The 19,174-nt window shown below is 37.7% G+C and carries 17 protein-coding genes and 1 pseudogene; 9 read left to right on the top strand and 9 right to left on the bottom strand.

Features of this window, described 5'->3' with window-relative positions:
- The first annotated feature begins 106 nt into the window (after window positions 1-106).
- Together ETP70_RS08250 and ETP70_RS08245 are read left to right on the top strand one after the other, a co-directional pair.
- Window positions 107-367, top strand: coding sequence for a GIY-YIG nuclease family protein (locus ETP70_RS08250; RefSeq protein WP_151900741.1), 261 nt, complete (start codon window positions 107-109; stop codon window positions 365-367).
- Window positions 357-563 (top strand): RNA-binding S4 domain-containing protein, encoded by a 207-nt coding sequence (locus tag ETP70_RS08245; protein ID WP_151900740.1) that lies wholly within the window; start codon window positions 357-359, stop codon window positions 561-563. Before ETP70_RS08250 ends, ETP70_RS08245 begins: the two co-directional genes overlap by 11 nt.
- Before the next feature lie 4 nt (window positions 564-567).
- On the opposite strand, the gene ETP70_RS08240 is transcribed toward ETP70_RS08245, so the two are convergent.
- Window positions 568-1,275: a DUF445 domain-containing protein gene (locus ETP70_RS08240; protein ID WP_151900739.1), complete on the bottom strand. Its 708-nt coding sequence runs from the start codon at window positions 1,273-1,275 to the stop codon at window positions 568-570.
- Window positions 1,276-1,350: 75 nt separating this feature from the next.
- On the opposite strand from ETP70_RS08240, the gene ETP70_RS08235 reads away from it, so the two are divergent.
- Window positions 1,351-1,824, top strand: coding sequence for a hypothetical protein (locus tag ETP70_RS08235; RefSeq protein WP_151900738.1), 474 nt, complete (start codon window positions 1,351-1,353; stop codon window positions 1,822-1,824).
- 129 nt (window positions 1,825-1,953) lie between these two features.
- Here the strand turns inward: ETP70_RS08235 and ETP70_RS08230 are convergent, their stop codons facing one another.
- Window positions 1,954-2,352 carry a rhodanese-like domain-containing protein gene (locus ETP70_RS08230; protein WP_151900737.1) on the bottom strand — a complete coding sequence of 133 codons (399 nt, stop codon included), beginning with the start codon at window positions 2,350-2,352 and terminating at the stop codon, window positions 1,954-1,956.
- Window positions 2,353-2,430: 78 nt separating this feature from the next.
- Here ETP70_RS08230 and ETP70_RS08225 point away from each other — a divergent pair, with 78 nt between their 5' ends.
- Window positions 2,431-2,802 (top strand): hypothetical protein, encoded by a 372-nt coding sequence (locus ETP70_RS08225; RefSeq protein WP_151900736.1) that lies wholly within the window; start codon window positions 2,431-2,433, stop codon window positions 2,800-2,802.
- 9 nt (window positions 2,803-2,811) lie between these two features.
- On the opposite strand, the gene ETP70_RS08220 is transcribed toward ETP70_RS08225, so the two are convergent.
- Window positions 2,812-4,725 carry a methyl-accepting chemotaxis protein gene (locus ETP70_RS08220; protein ID WP_151900735.1) on the bottom strand — a complete coding sequence of 638 codons (1,914 nt, stop codon included), beginning with the start codon at window positions 4,723-4,725 and terminating at the stop codon, window positions 2,812-2,814.
- A gap of 181 nt (window positions 4,726-4,906) precedes the next feature.
- On the opposite strand from ETP70_RS08220, the gene gdhA reads away from it, so the two are divergent.
- The 3 genes from gdhA (at window position 4,907) to ETP70_RS08205 (ending at window position 8,295) form a co-directional block, all read left to right on the top strand.
- Window positions 4,907-6,256, top strand: coding sequence for an NADP-specific glutamate dehydrogenase (gdhA, locus tag ETP70_RS08215; protein WP_347400469.1), 1,350 nt, complete (start codon window positions 4,907-4,909; stop codon window positions 6,254-6,256).
- 67 nt (window positions 6,257-6,323) lie between these two features.
- A complete protein-coding gene (locus ETP70_RS08210; protein WP_230973245.1) occupies window positions 6,324-8,108 on the top strand; it encodes a mechanosensitive ion channel family protein in 1,785 nt (594 codons plus the stop codon).
- Entirely contained in the window at window positions 8,101-8,295 is a 195-nt protein-coding gene (locus tag ETP70_RS08205) for a YwbE family protein (RefSeq protein ID WP_151900733.1), read from the top strand. Before ETP70_RS08210 ends, ETP70_RS08205 begins: the two co-directional genes overlap by 8 nt.
- 124 nt (window positions 8,296-8,419) lie before the next feature.
- Here the strand turns inward: ETP70_RS08205 and ETP70_RS08200 are convergent, their stop codons facing one another.
- From ETP70_RS08200 to ETP70_RS08185, 4 genes are read right to left on the bottom strand one after another with little or no spacing between them, the layout of a single operon-like run.
- On the bottom strand, window positions 8,420-8,926 hold the full coding sequence (locus tag ETP70_RS08200; RefSeq protein ID WP_151900732.1) for a phosphatidylglycerophosphatase A family protein: 507 nt from the start codon (window positions 8,924-8,926) through the stop codon (window positions 8,420-8,422).
- 8 nt (window positions 8,927-8,934) lie between these two features.
- Window positions 8,935-10,125, bottom strand: coding sequence for a sulfate adenylyltransferase (locus ETP70_RS08195; RefSeq protein WP_151900731.1), 1,191 nt, complete (start codon window positions 10,123-10,125; stop codon window positions 8,935-8,937).
- Window positions 10,103-10,990 carry a response regulator gene (locus tag ETP70_RS08190; protein WP_151900730.1) on the bottom strand — a complete coding sequence of 296 codons (888 nt, stop codon included), beginning with the start codon at window positions 10,988-10,990 and terminating at the stop codon, window positions 10,103-10,105. The genes ETP70_RS08195 and ETP70_RS08190 overlap by 23 nt, the downstream gene beginning before the upstream one ends.
- Before the next feature lies 1 nt (window position 10,991).
- Window positions 10,992-12,116 (bottom strand): bifunctional 2-C-methyl-D-erythritol 4-phosphate cytidylyltransferase/2-C-methyl-D-erythritol 2,4-cyclodiphosphate synthase, encoded by a 1,125-nt coding sequence (locus ETP70_RS08185; protein WP_151900729.1) that lies wholly within the window; start codon window positions 12,114-12,116, stop codon window positions 10,992-10,994.
- 218 nt (window positions 12,117-12,334) lie between these two features.
- On the opposite strand from ETP70_RS08185, the gene thiC reads away from it, so the two are divergent.
- Window positions 12,335-13,735 (top strand): phosphomethylpyrimidine synthase ThiC, encoded by a 1,401-nt coding sequence (thiC, locus tag ETP70_RS08180; RefSeq protein WP_151900728.1) that lies wholly within the window; start codon window positions 12,335-12,337, stop codon window positions 13,733-13,735.
- Window positions 13,736-13,945: 210 nt separating this feature from the next.
- Entirely contained in the window at window positions 13,946-15,103 is a 1,158-nt protein-coding gene (locus ETP70_RS08175; RefSeq protein ID WP_151900727.1) for an Mrp/NBP35 family ATP-binding protein, read from the top strand.
- A gap of 54 nt (window positions 15,104-15,157) precedes the next feature.
- Here the strand turns inward: ETP70_RS08175 and ETP70_RS08170 are convergent, their stop codons facing one another.
- Entirely contained in the window at window positions 15,158-17,005 is a 1,848-nt protein-coding gene (locus tag ETP70_RS08170) for a GGDEF domain-containing protein (RefSeq protein WP_151900726.1), read from the bottom strand.
- A gap of 349 nt (window positions 17,006-17,354) precedes the next feature.
- A pseudogene (glmS, locus tag ETP70_RS08165) lies at window positions 17,355-19,168 on the bottom strand (glutamine--fructose-6-phosphate transaminase (isomerizing)).
- Window positions 19,169-19,174 lie beyond the last annotated feature (6 nt).

Here is a 19,174-nt window from a genome sequence, read left to right as displayed (position 1 = left end):
ATTATATTATAACTTTTTGTTATTTACAACTAAATTCATATATTTTTAAGAAATTGTTACAAAATGATACTGTAGTTATGATATAGTTTGATGAAAGGACGTATAAATGGTATATTATGTATATATTTTACAATGTAGTGATAATAGCCTGTATACAGGGATAACAACAGATTTGAAACGACGGGTTTCTGAACATAACTATTCAGAAAAAGGTGCAAAATATACTAAAATCAGAAGACCGGTAAGATTGGTATATAATGAAGAACATACAAACAGAAGCAGTGCTTCAAAGCGTGAATATGAAATAAAAAAATTATCACGGTCAGAAAAACTGAAAATTATAAAGAGGAGAGTAGATGAAATTTGAGTTAAAAGATGAGTATATAGAGTTGTATAAATTATTAAAAGTGTTAGATCTTGTAGACAGCGGCGCACAGGCAAAAATGATTGTAGCTGACGGATATGTGACCCGTAATGGAGAAGTTGAACTGCGAAAACGAGCCAAAATAAGAGCAGGCGATGTGTTGAGTGTAGGTGATGATGTAACTATAGAAGTTGTTTAAACTTCTATAGTATAAAAGAACTCAGTAGTCCGATCAGCCCTCCAAATACGCCACCCCATACAACCAACCAGTCAAGGTGCTCATGTATCATTTTTTGTATGATATCTTTGACCATTTGAGGCGTCAGTTCACTTAGTCTTGCATCTACAACGCGTTCGATTGATTGTATCATATCGTCATTTAAGGATGAATGGCTAAGGTGGTGTTGCAGGGTGTCATTAAATGCTTTGGATGTGACTATTTTTATGACTGCTGATTTAAGTTTGTTTGTAAAAGGTTCTTTTAAAGTGTTCAAGGCATTTTCTCCGCCGAACATCCCTAACATGCCGCCAAAAGAGGACTCCATTACTGTTTTGCTTAAAGCATCAAAAGCAGGTGTAAAATCTGTCTCTTCTATGATAGGTACAAGGTTTATTTTTTTTTCTTCATTGGCAAAAAACTTTTCCAGCTGTTCTTTTGTGAAAAATTCATTCATGATAAGATTTTTTATAGCACTTTTAAATGCTTCAAATCTCTCTACGATAACACCGGAACCATACAAAAACGGTACTTTTTCAAAGAGCATGTGAATTGCCAACTGATTTGTCAAGGCACCAGAGAGTGCAAACAGACCTGCATATAATAAAGCTTCTTTGTATAAAGGCACTATAAAAGATATTCCAACAAGAAACAGCGCAGTGAGGTTTGTGATAAAACTTTTATGTAATTTCATACTATTGCTCCTTTTTAAATGTGAAATTATATACTAAAAGTGTATGATTATAAAAAATATTACATGGATGAGGGTATGAAACAAAAAACATATGAACTTTTTAAAAATGAAAGTCTAGATACGATAGTAAATGAAATTGAAAAAGAGCTCAAAACAAGAAATGAGTCACCATTTTGGAGTGATAAAGTGGCCCCCTTTTCACGTGCAATTTTATCGGTACTGATTCCTTTGCGGGACAATGACCTGTTGTTTACACCGGAAGGAGAGTATATAGAGACGTTGACTCCCGAAATTTTTCTTCGATGGAGTGATTTTTTGAGTTTGAAAACACTGGCTTTTACCCTTGCACACTCTAATGAGGCAAATAAATTAGTACGGACAAAACTTGAAGAGGAGAAATGTGAGCAGTACACACCGATAGACTTGAGTGAGTTAGGGACATATTTAAGCAGGTATACGGTGAACTTGGAAAATGAAAGTCTGGACTTTCCAATAGCCAATTATAATCTGCACCAAGGGGTCAGTAATGTTATAAAATCATTACTCTGATTCGGATTTAGTAAAAAATAAGATAAAGAGCACCCCAGAGAAGAAAAATCAGCAATCCAAGCACTCCGAATGTTATCACAATTCGGAGTGTCAGAAAAAGAAGAAATTTTAAAACTGTTTTTAATCGACTCATTGCCTGTAGGATACTGTTTTGAGATGTAACCCTTTGGTTGCATACTCCATTCCACCCTTGAGGTTGATTACTTTATACCCAAACTCTTTTGCAAGCCACGGCGCGACTATGGAAGTTCTGCTGCCTGTATGGCAGATAAGGGCGAAAGGTTTTGTGGTGTCAACTTTTTTATGTAATTCATTTAAAAATTTTCTTACATCATAGTTTCCTCTTGCATCCCAAAACATGATAGGAATTGCACCTTTTAAAAGACCGGTCTCTTTCCATTCTCCCGGTGTTCTGATATCTACAATAGGAATATTTTGCTTGAGTAATTCTTGTGAAATATATTCATTTTTTACTTCTGCTGCTAAGGACAGAGCAAAGAGCATCAGCAGTAAAATTGCTTTTTTCATGGTATTTTCTCCAAATATTGTTCGAGTTCTTAGAAATCTCTTGTATAATTATACTCATAAATAAATAATAGGCTTACAATGGCAGCATCAAAAAAAGCAATCGAGAATGCAAACAGGCTTCGGTATATCCGAGCACTGGAAAGATTTAAAAAAAGTATTTTGTCCTACTTGCTAAACAGCGATGCCCTGGACCATGAAAAGTACAATAAAAAGATTGACAATGCGCTGAAACTGCTCAATCGGGTGGAAGAGGTGCAACTGTACAAGGGTGAACTGCAGGATCTGCAACAGCTCGTAAAAAAAATGATAGGCTATAAAGATTCTGATGAAGATATTGATAATATTAAAGAAGAACTGCTTTACAGTATAAACCAGTTGGAGAAAAGTAAAAATGCCAAACGGTATAAAAAAGACAAGCACTCTCACTCCAAATATGAGGAGTGGGAGTAAACAAAGAGCTTATTCTTCTCTTTGTGTTTGACTCAGCATAGTGTCAAGAAGTATAAAGAGTTCTTCTGATGCTTTTTCCATATCTTCGAAGTTGTGTAAAATATCCTGAGCATGTTCCAATACCTCTTCTTGCGCGTTTGTTTTATCAAGGAATGCAAGATTTTTGTTTGCATTTTCATGGACAATATTATGAGGTTGTGCTATTTGCGGATAAGCCGAAGTATTGCTAAATCGTTCTTTTCCTTCATGATCATACCATTTTCCAAGATTACATTCATGAGAAGAGACTGCTTTGAGTACTTTTTTCAAAGAAATCAAAGAGTTATATGCTCGTGATTTATATAAAATATGATCTATTTTTGCCAGTACAATAAATATACTGTTTTCCATATAGTATGACTGGTCTACAATTTTTGTTGAGGAGTCACTCAGTTCAATGAGTGTCGTTTCAAACTCTTCTATTTTAGCGGTAGAGGCATCTACTGTCTCTTTCATCAGTTCAGAACTTGTCTGAATTTCGCTCATACCCTGCTGGAGTGATTTTATAGAGATTGAAATTTCGCTTGTAGCCTTGTGTGTACGTTCTGCAAGTTTTCTGACTTCATCTGCTACAACTGCGAATCCTCGACCATGTTCACCTGCACGGGCTGCTTCTATGGCAGCATTAAGAGCTAAAAGATTTGTCTGATCGGCAATATCGGTAATAAGCTCGATGACTGATGTAATATTATTTGTTTGTGAAGCAAGTTCATCTATATTTGAATGGTTTGTACCTACCTGTTCATTGAGTTCATGCAGTCCATTGACAACAGTGTTGATATTTGCCCGAGAGTCATTTGCAAGTTTTGCAGCAGAATCTGTAGCATGTGTTACTTCTTTGATTTTTTCTATATTTGTTTTTAAATCAGATTGAATAACGGTAAGAGATTCGGACACATTGACGCTTTTTACACTCAGTTTTGAGTTAAAAGAGTCTCTTTGTGCTTTTTGATACTGTTCACGCATAAAATCTATACTTTTACTGACATTTCTGATAGCAACCAGGAACTCTCCGTGCATTCCTTCAGTAGAGATAGGTTTGGAAAAGTCACCCTGGGAGGCATTTGTTATAGCAGTATTTACTTCATGAATCATATTTTCAGTGTGTTCTATAAGGATTTTGAGTGCTTTGCCCATAGCATCAAGTTCGGTGTCTCCCTGTGTTCTGATTTCATTCTTTTTGCTGAAATCACCATTGGAAGCAGTCTCTATCAGACATCTGAATCTGTTGATACCCGAAACTATGGAAGTTCTGATTTTTGTAGTGAGCAAAAATAATATAATGATAATAAGGAGACTTGAACCAAGTACAAATAATTTGTAAAATGTTATGGCGCTTCTCATGGCTTTCATATCTTTTATAAATTGTTCTTTTTTGTTTTTTACAAATGTTTTAAAATATTTTCGTGACTCCATAGCCAAAGGCGAGAGTTTTTGATGATAAACGTGGTAAATGCCTTCTTTGTTGTTTTTAATATCATCAGCGCTTAAAGAATCTATATACTTATATGCTTCATTGATAAATTTCAGTGTTGAATATTTTGCCTTTTTCAGAAGTTCTGCATTGGAACCGTTTTTGGACACTTTTTCAAGTTTTTTGAAATTTTCTGCAATTGCACTGATATTTTCTCTGAGCTCTCTTTTGTCTTTTTCAATATCGCCGCCGAGCATAACATCTCTGTCATTTCTGCTGATATAGTTCATTCTTTTTTCTATATCATAGATAGTCAGAGATGTGTCAATGGAACTCTCTTTTATCTCATTGAACTCTTTTTCTATGCTGTTAAGCGCATAATATGTAAATCCGGCTGCACCGACGAGAGATACAACAATAACTATTGTTAATAGCCACATCAGTTCTTTTATGCTTTTGTTTCTAAACATGAATATGTTCCTTATAAGTAAATCACAAGATTGTCACATAATAATATGTTATATATTATGACTGACTTAAAGCAAGGGCTTTTATGATAAATTTGTGACTTTTTTCAATAGTTTTTACTTTTTTTCCAGCTTGTGCTACAATTCCTTCACAATAGTAGTTTATAAAGGATTCTTTTTGTCGATAGCAGAGAAAGAAATTAAAAAATTTGAGCATGGTAACTGTGCTGAAAACAATGTATTTTACCAGGCGATGGAGGAGGTGATTTACTCGATTGCCCCGTTGCTTGAGTCTGATGAGAGATACAGCAGATTCGGAATTTTAGACAGATTGGTCGTTCCTGACAGGATTATAAAGTTTAAAGTGACCTGGCTGGATGACAATAATCAAATACAGGTAAATACAGGATACAGAGTACAGTTTAACAACGCACTCGGACCCTATAAAGGAGGACTCCGTTTTCATCCGAGTGTGAATGAAGGGATTTTGAAGTTTTTGGGTTTTGAGCAGATTTTGAAAAACTCACTGACGGGTTTACCTATAGGTGGTGCCAAAGGAGGGAGTGATTTTGATCCAAAAGGAAAAAGTGACTTTGAAGTTATGAAGTTTTGTACAGCCTTTATGACAGAGTTGCATAAATATATCGGGCCGCGCATAGATGTTCCTGCCGGTGACATCGGAGTCGGTGCCCGGGAAATCGGCTATCTCTTTGGAGAGTATAAAAAGATTACATCTTCATACGAAGGTGCTTTGACCGGAAAACCCTATTTTTTCGGAGGTTCTTTAATGCGTCCCGAAGCAACAGGCTACGGGGTGGTCTATTTTACACAGAGTATGCTTGAAATTGAAAACAAAGAGCCGCTTGAGGGGAAAATATGCACAGTCAGCGGTGCTGGAAATGTTGCTTTACATGTAATCGAAAAGCTGCAGGAGATTGGTGCTGTTGTAGTGACATGTTCGGATTCTCACGGGACAGTGTATGATCCAAGAGGGATTGACCTGGCTCTGGTAAAAGAGTTAAAACTGAATCGAAGCAATTCTTTGGAAATGTATGTACAGACACATACAGAGGCAAAATATACGCCTGTATCAGAGTACCCTGAAGGGGAGCATGCTGTTTGGAATATTCCGTGTTATGCGGCTTTTCCGTGCGCTACGCAAAACGAACTCTTTGAAGCGGATGCACAAAACCTTATAGAAAACGGCTGCGTGAGTGTTTCTGAGGGTGCGAATATGCCATCGACTCCAAATGCTATTGCTTTGCTGCAATCGCATAAAGTATGCTTTGCACCGGCTAAAGCTGCCAATGCAGGGGGTGTGGCTGTGAGTGAATTTGAGATGAGTCAAAATGCTTCTATGAGTAAATGGAGTTATGAAAAGGTGAACTACAAGCTTCAGGAGACGATGCAGATGATCTGTAAACGGGTGGCGCTTACGGCAAAAGACTATGGAGTAGAGGGGAATTATGTTGATGGTGCAAATATTGCAGGATTTAAAAAAGTAGCTGATGCTATGATAGCTGAAGGTATATAATAAAGGATTTCCCATTAAAAAAGTTCAATTAATTTTACTGACTTTTGTTTTTATATTTGCCGGGACATTGAGTGCAAAGGTAAAATACTCAGAGTTTATAGATGCACAGTTACAGCTGGTGTATCAAATGAATGATGCAAATCTCTCCCAGGAGCAGATAGAAAATTTACTGCAAAAACAGGAGTACATGTATGATCAGGAACTCAATACTATCATCTCAAACAAACAGCAGTATATTGAGAATGTGCAGGATTTCAGCAAGGAAATATTTTCACTGAAAAAAATCATTGCGATTAACAGACGGCTGGGTAACGGATATGCCGTAATCAGAGATGAGGCACAATTGAAGTCGTATGAAATTGTCAAAAATCAGAACATATTGATTAAAAATGTACTTTTGTCGTTGGATGTACCGAATATTCAGGATTTTGAAGAAAAATTAAATGTTTATACGGCACAGAATCAAGAAGCCCTGAGTAAAATTACAGCAAAAGACTATAAACATATTTTGGCACTCAAAGATCCTTCTCCCATCTTAAAAGCGGCAAAAAAAAATATAGAGGAATACTATGCGCTGCAGGAGATAAACAGTGATTTTATAGCCTTTTTATACAAAGCAGAGAATAAACTCTACCGACTGAACAAATATGTCAAATACCATATAATCAAGCCTGTTGTTTTTATTAACTCCTTTACGGTGGTGAAAGCTGTAGATGGGTTTTTAGAGTCGTACGGACTGAGTGTTGTGAAGCTTATTATTATCTTTTTGCTGATTTTGGTAATTTATGTTTTAAGAAAAGTTTTTTATATCGCATTGCAAAAACTGTTTCTTCAAATAGACTTTTTAAGCAGATACTCTGAACAGATTCTTGAGAAACTGCGTAAAAGTATAGAGATCCTCATCCTGATTATTAATGTAAACATGGTTATATATGTTTACAATAATTTCAGCTCCATAGAGGAAGTAAGTCGTATATTTAACATGATATACGGCTTTTATTTTACATATATTATTTATATTATTGTCAATACGGCAGCCATTATCAAGCTCAATACTTTTGAAAAAGAAAAATCAAATATAAAAAGCGAACTGATTAATGTCGGATTGAAAATTATCAATTTCTTTATTGTCATTATCGGTTTGCTGATTGTTCTGTATTTTGCCGGTGTTGACTTGACCGCTGTACTTTCTGGTCTTGGAATTGGTGGTTTTGCGGTTGCTTTTGCAGCAAAAGATACAATTTCAAACTTTTTTGGAACACTCTCTGTCCTTTTCAGCGATGTATTTTCACAAGGCGACTGGATAGAAGTTGACGGCAAAGAGGGTGTTGTTGTTGAAATCGGTCTGCGTGTGACAACACTAAGAACCTTTGATAATGCTCTTATTGCCATTCCAAACGGCACCTTTGCATCCAAAGATATAAAAAACTGGAACAAAAGAAAACTTGGACGCAGAATAAAGATGAAACTGGGTGTAAAATATGACTCCAGACAGGAAGATATTAAAAATGCCATCAAAGAAATCAGAGAAATGCTGCAAAATCATCCGAAAATTGCAACAAAAAATACAAAATATGAGCATGAGATTGAGTATGGACATATAGCAAAACTTGTTTCTAAAGATGATCTTGAAGGTGTCAAAAAGACACTGCTTGTGTATCTTGACGAGTTTGCAGATTCAAGCATTAACATACTTGTATACTGTTTTTCAAAATCAGTGGAGTGGGAAGAGTGGCTGAAGACGAAGCAGGATGTTATGGAAAAAATAATGATAATTTTTGAAAGAAACTCTTTAGAATTTGCCTTTCCGTCTCTCTCAATTTATAATGAAACAAAGGATGAACATGAATAAGGGTACGAAAAGAGCAGATATCAAACAGGGTGCTTCTGTTGCCATCGTTTTAAAGCAGGATCAGGAAAGCGGCTATTTAACAGACGGGATTGTCAGAGATATTCTTACAAAATCTGCAACACACCCTCACGGTATTAAAGTCCGTTTGATGAGTGGCGAAGTAGGACGGGTAAAGGAGATATATTGATTTTTCGCAACACGGACTTTAGTCCGGGCTGAGAGTGGCAAGACTATTGTAACAGCCGGCACTGAAGTACCGGTTCCGAGAAAGTATTGATTTGCTTAACTTAATGGCATTGACGGGGGATGTTTTATATCATTTTACTGATGTAGAGCCATCCCTGCCAAAGCGCAGCTGAGGAGATTCCGGCCGCAAAACCTGCAATAATATCATCTCCCATCACGCCGACGCCGCCTTTTGCTTCACGGTCTATTCTCCCTATAATAGAGGGTTTTGTTATATCAAAATATCGAAAAAGAACAAAAGAGAGAAGTGCCTGCACCAAAAACCCATTTTGAAGATCCGTTATCTCAGTGCTTGCAACACCGACAGCGGGTGCAACACTGAGTGCAAACCACATCCCGGCAAGTTCATCTATCACTATTCTTTGGTCATCATGATTGCCTGTTTCATCTTCATATTTGTTAATAACTTTAATGGCTATAATCGAAATAAGCAGTGCCGCCAAAAAAAGTGTAGTTGCATCAAAGTAGACAAGTATTGCCATACCAAGCGGCAGTGAAGCCAGTGTTCCCATAGTCCCGGGAGCTTTAGGAGAGAGTCCGCTGTAGCCTAAAGTGAGAAAAAACCAGTTCATTGTTTTCCTTATGTCAGTGATGTTGTTTGATAGAGTTTCATTAACTCAAGATAAAAATCTTTTTCTGTATGTTCTTCAAGCAAACCTTTTACCGGAAAAGTGTCATAATAGAGTTTTTCAAGATTTTTAAACCTGTTCGGAAAGAGTTTAGAAAGTAAAAATGATGAAATTTCTTTCCGTATAAGAACAGCAGGAGGTAAAAGTCCTGCCTCCAAAAGTGCCAAAATTGAGTCCGCATGGTAAGAGATCTGATGATGCTGTCCGTGAGGACAGGTGTTTTTGCTCACAAGCGTTTTGCACTCATCACAGTACACATACTCACTTGCAACGGTAATCTCGATATCTATGCCTGTAACTTTGTCTATGATCGATTTGTTTGAATTACAGTCATAAAACATGCCTAAACCGGCATGATTACGGCCAATGGTCAGTCTGTCGCAGCCATAGTTTTTTGCGACAATTGCATCGACAATAATTTCATTGTAGCCTGCAAAGATATAGCTGTTTTCAAGAGGAATAATAATTACCCGGTTTTTAGGAAGAAAATTATTGATAAAATATTCTAATGCTTCTTTCCGTACTTCATACTTTAAATTTGCATTGTCATAAGGTTTGAGTAAAAATATAACAAGCAGATCGGTACTTTCAAGTGTTTGGCGAATCAGCCTTTCATGGGCACGGTGAAGCGGGTTGACTCCCATCATCAAAGAGGAGGTGTGTTTTGCTCCTATGAGTTCTTTTGCTTTTTGGATTTTTATTTTGTTCTTGTGTTTTGTTTTACTGAGAATGGTATAGTTACCGCTAAGTGCCCAGGTGCCTATTCTTTTAATGGTGGCCATGACACCCGGATGGGTGAGGTCATCAGTGCCATAGATGTGCTTTACCCGTTCCTTGGGATTAATTTGAAAAGTTTCTTCGACACACAGCACAGCAAACTCTTTACCATTGCAGATAATAGTAACTTCTTCGCCCGGCTCCAAGGTAGGAATGATTTTTTCATTTTTTTTGCCCGAAGGAGCCAATATAAAAGGGAAGGGAAAAGACTGACCGTTTACAAGACCGGTTTGCAGGACTTCCTTGGATTCCTGTTCATTCATAAGTTTTGTTACAGGGGCCAAAAGGCCTTCTGTAACGAGTTCAAGAACAGAAGCAGCCTCTTTGTCTATATAAATTGTTTTATTTTTTCTTGATGATGTCATATTTTTTTCTTTTTTCCCATAAACTTTTGCGGCTTATCCCAAGTTTTTTTGACAATTCTGTATCCGGATATTTGTCTTGATAGTTTAAAACAATAAATTTGACATAATCTTCTATTGGCAGGATTTCTCCTTTGTCAAAAACATTGCTGTCGCTTTTTATCTCTATAACAGGGTAGGCGACTTCCTCAATTTTATCGCTGCTGGCGATAATGGCTTTTTTCCCCTGTATCAGGTCACAAAAACGTTTTTTATCACTTTTTTTGAGTGCCTGATAATCAATGATATATATAATTGAATTTTGTGGCAGCGAAGCTATCTCATTTAATGCTTTTGAATCACTTAATGATAAAAAATGTATGGGAAGATTTTTCTTTTGGGCATATTCAAAGGCGAATGCATCCGCATATTTTTGAAAATTGGATGATACGAAAAGCGGCAACTCAATTTCATCCAAATTCTGTTCATGTTTTGTATTGGAAAATGTGTGTGCAAGATATTTTTCATAGGCTTCAGTGCGTTTTTTGAGTTTTTCATAATCCTGATAATGGTCAATTTTCCGTACAAGCTCTTCAATCATGAAAGGTTTGAGGATATAGTCCTTTGCCCCGGCACTCAGTGGTTTTGAAACCGTGTCATTGCTAATGTAGGAAACCATTAAAATAACGATAGAGTTCTTAAATGTTTCTATAAGCGGGTTAAAATCCTGTCCGTTGATGTTTGTCGAGAGTAAAACAACATCATAGTTGTTACTCCCGATGGCATCTCTGGTGGATGTACACATTTCACATGTGTGACCAAGTTCACCTAGTTTTGTTGCAATACTCTGGGCTAAATACACTTCATTTTCTATAATTAATATCTTCATGTTATCCTATTATCTTCCAGTTAAAATATTTTAAATTTGCATTGGCAATGACTCCAACACCTTCACTTCTGCCTATAAAACCAAGTTTTTCTGTGGTTGTTGCTTTGACATTGACTCTTGCTTTGTCGATTTTAAGTATTTCTGCAATAGTTTTTCTCATTGCATCTTTATAGTTTGCAAGTCTTGGTTTTTGTGCGGCTATTGTAATGTCTGCATTGACAATTTCAAAACCGTAGCTATAGATTTTTGTCACGACTGTTCGTAACAGTTCTTTTGAATCTATATCTTTATAGGCACTGTTGTTGTCCGGAAAAAGCATGCCTATATCACCCATGCCTGCAGCCCCTAAAAGGGCGTCTATAAGTGCGTGCAGAGCAACGTCTCCGTCACTGTGGGCTTTAAATCCGTAATCAGCATCTATCTCTACACCACCAAGAAACATTTTTCCTTTTTCGTCAAAAGCATGGACATCAAAACCGTTGCCGCTTAAAATGTCACTTGATGGTGCTTCGAGGCAGGGAAGCCTGTTTAAATCATGGGTAAAAGTTATCTTGCAGGCATCTTCATCCCCTGCAACAAAGGTGCGGGTTCCTCCGTAGGCAACAATGGCACTGCTCTCATCTGTAAATTCAGTAGGTGTCTGCAGGGCTTTTTGAAGTATTTTAGTGCGGGAGAGTTGGGGTGTTTGGATTTTTTTGACTTTGTCTCTGTCTATTGTCGTATTTTCATATACTATGGTGTCTGTTACAGGTAAAAAAGGAACGATACAGTCAGCTTCTTCTTTTTGCGCAAGTATTCTTTGAAGCAAATCTTCGCTGATACAGGCTCTTGCTATATCACTGACAAGAACATATTCACTCTTTACATGTAGTAAGGCATTTTGCAAAGAGTCTTGTCTGGAACTGCCTCCTTTTACAAAAGAGTAATCGGCATAGTTTTGCATAAAGGCAATATCTTCTTCGGATGAAACAATAATAATTTTTGAAAAAAGCCCGCTGTGAGCAAACCTGTCTGCTACAAACTGCCATAAAGGTTTGTGCTGTATCCGCAACCACTGTTTTTTTACAGAGGTGTCAAAGCGACTAGAACTACCGGCTGACAATAGTACAAGCGTTAAATCAGACAAATAGTCTCCTACATATATAAAAGTGTTACGAAATTATACACATAGAAAGCTTTTTTTTATCTTGAATGTGTAAATTTGTCATTTTTATGTTCACATTTTTTGACTAAGCACTTACATAAATAATCTCATCAATTGTTTCACTTTATGTTAGATTAACTTTATTTGATTATATTTCCATCATATATAAAGAATGAAAATATAATATTGAGGAGTAACTTATGAGATCTTCATGGGTAAAAGAGCGAGAGGGTGATTCTGTAAGAACACAGATGCACTACGCAAAGAAAGGCATCATCACACAAGAAATGGAGTATGTTGCAAAAGTAGAAGATTTGTCTCCTGAACTGGTTCGTAGCGAGATAGCACGCGGTAGACTGATTATACCGGCAAATATAAATCATACTTCATTGGAACCAATGGCTATCGGAATTGCAAGTAAATGTAAAATAAATGCAAATATCGGTTCTTCTGCCATTGCCTCTGATGTACAGGGTGAAGTAGAAAAGATGGAGGTCTCTCAACACTATAAGGCAGATACGGCAATGGATCTCTCAACCGGCGGCGACCTGGATGAAATCAGAAAAGCTGTTATCGCTTCTTCAAAGATTCCTATCGGAACAGTGCCTATTTATCAGATTTTGCATGATGTCGGAAACAAAATCGAGGATTTGACTATAGATGTTATGCTTGAAGTGCTGGAACGTCAGGCAAAACAAGGGGTTTCTTACTTTACAATTCATGCGGGTTTCCTGCTTGAGACTATGCCAAAAGTTGCAAAACGTAAAATGGGTATTGTCTCTCGCGGGGGATCTTTAATGGCTGCCTGGATGATGCATTATCACAGAGAAAACCCTTTTTATACGGCATTTGATGATATTTTGGATATCTGCGCAAAGTATGATGTTTCTCTTTCATTAGGAGACTCTCTTCGTCCCGGTTGTCTGGCAGATGCGTCTGATGAAGCACAGCTTGGTGAACTCAAAGTGCTTGGAGATTTAACGCTTCGTGCCTGGGAAAAAGATGTACAGGTTATGATTGAAGGTCCGGGACATGTTCCAATCAACCAGATTGAGCGTAACATGAAGATACAAAGAGAACTCTGCCACGAAGCACCTTTTTATATCTTAGGTCCGTTGGTCACTGATATTGCAGCAGGATATGATCATATCTCTTCTGCAATCGGTGCGGCTGTCGGCGGATGGCACGGTGCGAGCATGCTTTGTTATGTAACACCAAAAGAGCACCTTGGTCTTCCAAATGCCGATGATGTCCGCGAGGGAATTATCGCTTATAAAATTGCGGCACATGCTGCTGATATCGCCCGTGGCCGTAAAGGTGCCCGTGATATTGATGATGCCATGAGCGATGCACGTTATACATTTGACTGGGAAAAACAGTTTGAATTGGCACTTGACAGCGAACGCGCTCGCGAATACCATGATGAAACACTGCCTCAGGATGTATTTAAAGAAGCAGAATTCTGTTCTATGTGCGGGCCTAAATTTTGTTCATACAAAATTACACAGGAAATTATGGACAACCCTGAGGGAATAGAAAGAATTATTCAAGACAACAAAGATAAAGAAGCGGCAGAGGCTGAAGCAGAAGCTTTAGTTTAAAGTCTGGCTTAAAAAGAAATTGATTTTAAACAAGACAATATTTATCTTATTTAGATATAGTACACTTTTAAAGCAAAAATTGTCAAAAAGTTTAAATAGTCGGAACTATCCTTTAGGGTCAATGCCAATAAGTTAAGCGACTCTTTGGGAATCCGCACTCTAGTGCGGGCTGAGAATGGCAAAAAAGTTAAATAAATTAAAGGAAAACGAATGACTGAAGAAATTGTAAAATCGGCACTCTCAAAAGTTATGTATCCAGGATTTACCAAAGATATCGTAACATTTGGTTTTGTAAAAGATATAGCAATAAACGGAAATGATGTAAGTTTCACTGTTGAAATTACATCATCAGCTCCGGAAGTAGCACAACAAATTAAAGATGAAGCTACAGAAGCTTTAAAATCAGCAGGGGCAGAAAATGTTACTGTAAATATAAAAGCACCGCAAATGCCAAAAGAAAGTTCGTCTCAAGGCAAAAACATCGCACCGCAAATCAAAAACTTTTTGATGGTGAGTTCAGGTAAAGGCGGTGTCGGAAAATCAACTACTGCTGTAAATATTGCAATTGCACTTGCGCAACAAGGCAAAAAAGTAGGTCTTTTGGATGCTGACATTTATGGTCCGAATATCCCTCGTATGTTAGGTATTTCTGATCAAAAACCGGAAGTAACCGGAAATAAAGTGCTTCCGATGAAAGCATACGGTATTGAAGTTATGTCTATGGGCTCACTCATGGAAGAAGGGCAGTCGTTAATCTGGCGTGGTGCTATGATTATGAAAGCGATAGAGCAGTTCTTACGTGATATTTTATGGTCAGAACTGGATGTTTTAGTGATTGATATGCCACCTGGAACAGGTGATGCACAGCTTTCACTTGCACAGGCTGTGCCTGTAACTGCGGGTCTGACTGTAACAACACCACAGTCTGTTTCACTTGATGATTCACGCCGTTCACTTGATATGTTTAGAAAATTAAACATTCCTATAGCCGGAATTGTTGAAAATATGAGCGGATTTATTGCACCTGATACCGGTGTTGAGTATGATATTTTTGGAAAAGGCACATCTCAGCCAATGGCGGATGAGTTTGATACGAAAATAATTGCCGAAATCCCAATTGAGCCGGCTATCCGTACCGGTGGAGATGAAGGAAAACCAATTATTTTTGCAGACCCGTCATCAGAAACAGCAAAACGTTATATGAAAGCTGCTGAATCTATCTGGAGTACAATTGAAGAGATCAATGCAAACGGCGGAGTGGACAATCAGTCTGTTCAGCCGACAACACCACCGGGTGTAAGTGCATGTTCAACAGGTGCTGCTTCTGCACCTAAAGAGCAAAGCGGCGGCGGATGCGGCTGTAGCTAAAAACTTATAAACAAGCAACGCTTTTTGCGTTGCTTAAGCTTCCTCTATATCTGTTTATCGTAAGTGCTCATCCTCTGACATCTCCGGTTTATACTCAACAATTTTATTTCTTCCTGTCGTTTTTGCCACATACAAAGCAGTATCTGCGTATTTGATACATTTCCAAATAGTATCACCGTCTTTGGGAAACTTGGATATACCTATACTCATGGTTTTTTGTATGGTTTTTCCGTTGCCGACATCAAAAACAAGTTTTGAAAATTCAGAGTGAATTTTTGAAGCAATCATTTTTGTTCCTTCATCTGTGGCATTGTGCAGCAGGACAACAAACTCTTCTCCTCCGTATCGAATTGCCAGGTCTGATTCTCTGATACTGCTGCGGAGTACTTCTCCTATTTTGGCAATGACTTTGTCTCCTACATCATGCCCGTAGGTGTCATTGACTTTTTTAAAGAAATCAACATCAAGCATTAAAACACTGTATGTTGTATTGTCCCGTTTTGCCTGATTTGCAAAAGTGTCTATAAATTCTTCGAGAAATCTTCTGTTATAAAGTCCTGTCATTGCGTCTCTGAGAGAGGTGTCACGGAGTTTGGACATTAAAATTTTACTCTCTATAACCGGTTTAGCCGCTTCAAGATAGTTTTCAATACTTTTAATAAAACTATTGACTCTGTTTAATTCATTTTTTTCTTTGGTTGTAATAGAAATGACAAGAGAGTTTTCATCATTAATGGTAAAAGGAATACATATATATTCCAATCCTTCACAACTGCATTCTCGGCATAAATTGACAAATTCACTTGAGATTACTGCCGTATTTGTTCTGTGTGCTCTGCATAATGATGCATCTTCATCCACTTTGTCATTGCAGACACTTTTGCCGTTGGAGATGTAAATAAGCTTTCTTACAGCCTTGAGTGTATCTATTTCATAAAATGCAAAATGCGAAAGTTCATATTTATTACTCAGTACATCTACAATTCTTTGATAGACTATCTCTTTTGTAAGATCATGCTCAATCGTCTTTTTAAATTTATATATATCTGAGAGTTCTCCGATGATTGTTTTTGCCTCTTGAAGAGGGTCACTTGAAGAGACACATCCCTGGGGAATAAATGTTGCAAGGTTGTATTTTATGTCGCCAAAGGTCTCTTGCATTTTTCTAAAGAGCGTATTAAGCTGATCGACAATGTTTTTGGCATCACCTTTCACTTTTGTGGTAAATTCATAGGAAAAGTCTCCCTTGTAGGCTTTTCTTATTCCTTTTTGCATATTGGAGAAAAGCTCCATATAGGGTGTTACATAATGGTTGATCAGCAGTAATACAATGACAATGAAAAGAAGATTTATTCCAAGTATTTTCAAAATGGTAAACATCCCTGCATTACGCATATCTGTAATGTCAAACTCCATACTGATGGCTCCGAGTGTATCTCCTCGCTGAACATTGTGACAGGAGAGACAGTTTGGACCGTTTGCAACTGTGGCTTTATAGGGAATAGTAATTCTAAGCATAGAGTTTTCAGTCGATTCTGAAATTTTTTGAACCATCTTTCCTGTTTTTAAAACTTCTTCATCAATCGCATCTCTTACTGTTTCACTGTTAAAGCCTTTTCCGTATTGTTTGATGACTTTATCAGATCGGACAATCCACAAGTTTTTTATTTTATCATTGTTGGAGCTGATTTGGTTGAGGAAATAACTTCTTTTGTCCATAATACCGTTGACCATATGTGCTGTCAACCCGTCTTTGACGATAGCTGCAGCCATTGTAGCTTTTTGTGTGGCATCTTTTATACTGTATTCCCTGAAATTTAAAGAGACATTTACGATAGTGGCCAGGCCAAGACCCAAAAGCATTAAAGCGACAAAGAGTAGGAGTTTTGATTTTGTTTGCATAGTGTTCACTTATAATAGGATTGTTTTTAATATATTAGCCAGAAACAAATTAATTTAAAGTGAAAAATGTTATTTTTGTCTATAAGTTACATTTTAGTGATAAAACAGAGGTTTTGAAGAACCAATGCAGAGCGGGCTGAGAGTGGCAAAAAAGTAACAACAGTCGGCACTGAAGTACCGATTCCGAGGAGTTACTATTTTTCGGAACCCATCCTTTAGGGTGGGCTGAGAGTGGCAAAAAAGTTCAAAGAGTCGGCACTAAAGTACCGATTCCGGGAGTCACTGCATTCCGGAACCCGTACTTCAGTGCGGGCTTGCAGGCAGAGAAAGTACCGATTTCAAGAAATATCTATTCTACCGTAACACTTTTTGCAAGGTTTCTTGGCATATCAACATCATTTCCAAGACGAATCGAAATTTCTAAGGATAAGAGTTGTAAAACAACCATCATTTCAAAAAACTCCAGCATATAGTGTTCATGTTTTTTGTCTGGATGAAGTCATCCGCCTTGTCAAATTCCAAAGGACTGATGGCACAGATAGTAGAATCTCTTGCACTCAGCTCCTCAGCATTGCTTTTTGATTTTTCATAAAGCATATGCTGCGGCAGCAGGGCAATGGTGAAGAGTTCCGGATCGGCCAGAGCAATAGGTCCGTGCTTCATCTCTCCGCTTGGATACCCTTCGGCATGGAGATAAGAGATCTCTTTGAGTTTTAAAGCACCCTCAAGGGCCAATGGAAAAAAGACATCCCTGCCGATAAAGAAAAAACCGTGTCCGTGCAAGTAGCGTTTTGACAACCGTTTGATGCGTTCATGCAGGGTATCACTGACCTTTACACTTGCAGGAATGCTGCGCAGATGGTGTATATGTTGTGCCATTGCAGCTTTGGTGAGTGTTTTTTTGCTTTGTGCTACATGTAAAGCAAGCATCCAAAAAACCGTGACCTGAGTTGCAAAGGCTTTTGTTGAAGCCACTCCTTTTTCAATGCCTGCCCGCGTGAGTATCGTTTTGTCGGCAATGCGGACCATGGAAGAGTTGTCAACATTACATATAACAAGCGTTTTTAATCCTGCTTTTTTGGCCATTTTGAGTGTCTCAAGTGTATCTGCAGTCTCACCGCTTTGTGATATAACAACAAAGAGTGTATCTTCATTCATGAGAGGTGAACGGTAGCGAAACTCTGAAGCAACTTCAACAGAAGTTTTTATTTTTGCATAGCGTTCAAACAGGTAAGAGGCTGTCAGGGCCGAATGGTACGAAGTACCGCAGGCACATAGTTTTATCTCGTTGATACCTTCGAAAAAATCCTTTCCCAGTTCATCAAAAATGATTGCATTATCACTCAAACGTCCTAAAAGCGTATCGGCAACAACAGAACTCTGTTCATATATCTCCTTTTCCATAAAAAAACGGTATCCCTCTTTTTGTGCGGAGAGTTTGTTGTTTGTAAGCTGTATGAAATGAGGTTCTTTTTTTTCACGGTTCTTGTCAAAAATAACAAGCTCATCAGGTGTCGCATAGCCGTAATCACCGTCTTCAAAGTAATTGACTTTACCACACTGTCCGATAAGCGGTGTGTCCGAGGATGCAAAATATTTTTCATTTGCTTCGTTGATGCCTACAAGCATGGGAGAACCGTTTTTTGCGAAAAATATTTTATTTTTTTCTTCTTTCGTGACTAAAAGAATTGCATAAGCCCCTTTGAGTTCAAAAATTGTTTTTTCAAAGGCTTCAAAAGCATTTTTGGTATTTTTCAGGTTTTTTTCAAATTGATGTACAATCACTTCGGTATCTGTCTGGCTTAAAAAAATGCTACCTTCTTTGAGGAGTTCTTTTTTTAACTCCGCATAGTTTTCTATAATGCCGTTATGCACGACATAAGAGTGTATTCCGGTATGGGGATGGGCGTTGAGTTCTGTTGGTTTGCCGTGTGTTGCCCAGCGGGTATGTCCGATACCGACTGCAAATTTGTCGGTCACAAAATCTTTTGTTTTTTCTTCAAGGTTGACAAGTTTGCCTACGGATTTGAAATTGGAAAATTCTCCATTACTCAACACTGCAATGCCGGCAGAATCATAACCTCTGTATTCCAGCTCTTTGAGGCCGTTTAATAAAATTTCTTTTGTATTTTTGTTTCCTATATATCCGACAATTCCGCACATGCAGAC

Origin of the sequence: Sulfurimonas hydrogeniphila (assembly GCF_009068765.1) — a bacterium.
Classification (GTDB): domain Bacteria; phylum Campylobacterota; class Campylobacteria; order Campylobacterales; family Sulfurimonadaceae; genus Sulfurimonas; species Sulfurimonas hydrogeniphila.
This window is presented reverse-complemented; position numbering and strand designations above follow the sequence as displayed.

Coding starts and splice junctions, on each gene's coding strand:
- ETP70_RS08250 (WP_151900741.1), top strand. CDS start 107: ATGGTATATTATGTATATATTTTACAATGTAGTGATAATAGCCTGTAT.
- ETP70_RS08245 (WP_151900740.1), top strand. CDS start 357: ATGAAATTTGAGTTAAAAGATGAGTATATAGAGTTGTATAAATTATTA.
- ETP70_RS08240 (WP_151900739.1), bottom strand. CDS start 1,275: ATGAAATTACATAAAAGTTTTATCACAAACCTCACTGCGCTGTTTCTT.
- ETP70_RS08235 (WP_151900738.1), top strand. CDS start 1,351: ATGAAACAAAAAACATATGAACTTTTTAAAAATGAAAGTCTAGATACG.
- ETP70_RS08230 (WP_151900737.1), bottom strand. CDS start 2,352: ATGAAAAAAGCAATTTTACTGCTGATGCTCTTTGCTCTGTCCTTAGCA.
- ETP70_RS08225 (WP_151900736.1), top strand. CDS start 2,431: ATGGCAGCATCAAAAAAAGCAATCGAGAATGCAAACAGGCTTCGGTAT.
- ETP70_RS08220 (WP_151900735.1), bottom strand. CDS start 4,725: ATGTTTAGAAACAAAAGCATAAAAGAACTGATGTGGCTATTAACAATA.
- ETP70_RS08205 (WP_151900733.1), top strand. CDS start 8,101: ATGAATAAGGGTACGAAAAGAGCAGATATCAAACAGGGTGCTTCTGTT.
- ETP70_RS08200 (WP_151900732.1), bottom strand. CDS start 8,926: ATGAACTGGTTTTTTCTCACTTTAGGCTACAGCGGACTCTCTCCTAAA.
- ETP70_RS08195 (WP_151900731.1), bottom strand. CDS start 10,125: ATGACATCATCAAGAAAAAATAAAACAATTTATATAGACAAAGAGGCT.
- ETP70_RS08190 (WP_151900730.1), bottom strand. CDS start 10,990: ATGAAGATATTAATTATAGAAAATGAAGTGTATTTAGCCCAGAGTATT.
- thiC (WP_151900728.1), top strand. CDS start 12,335: ATGAGATCTTCATGGGTAAAAGAGCGAGAGGGTGATTCTGTAAGAACA.
- ETP70_RS08175 (WP_151900727.1), top strand. CDS start 13,946: ATGACTGAAGAAATTGTAAAATCGGCACTCTCAAAAGTTATGTATCCA.
- ETP70_RS08170 (WP_151900726.1), bottom strand. CDS start 17,005: ATGCAAACAAAATCAAAACTCCTACTCTTTGTCGCTTTAATGCTTTTG.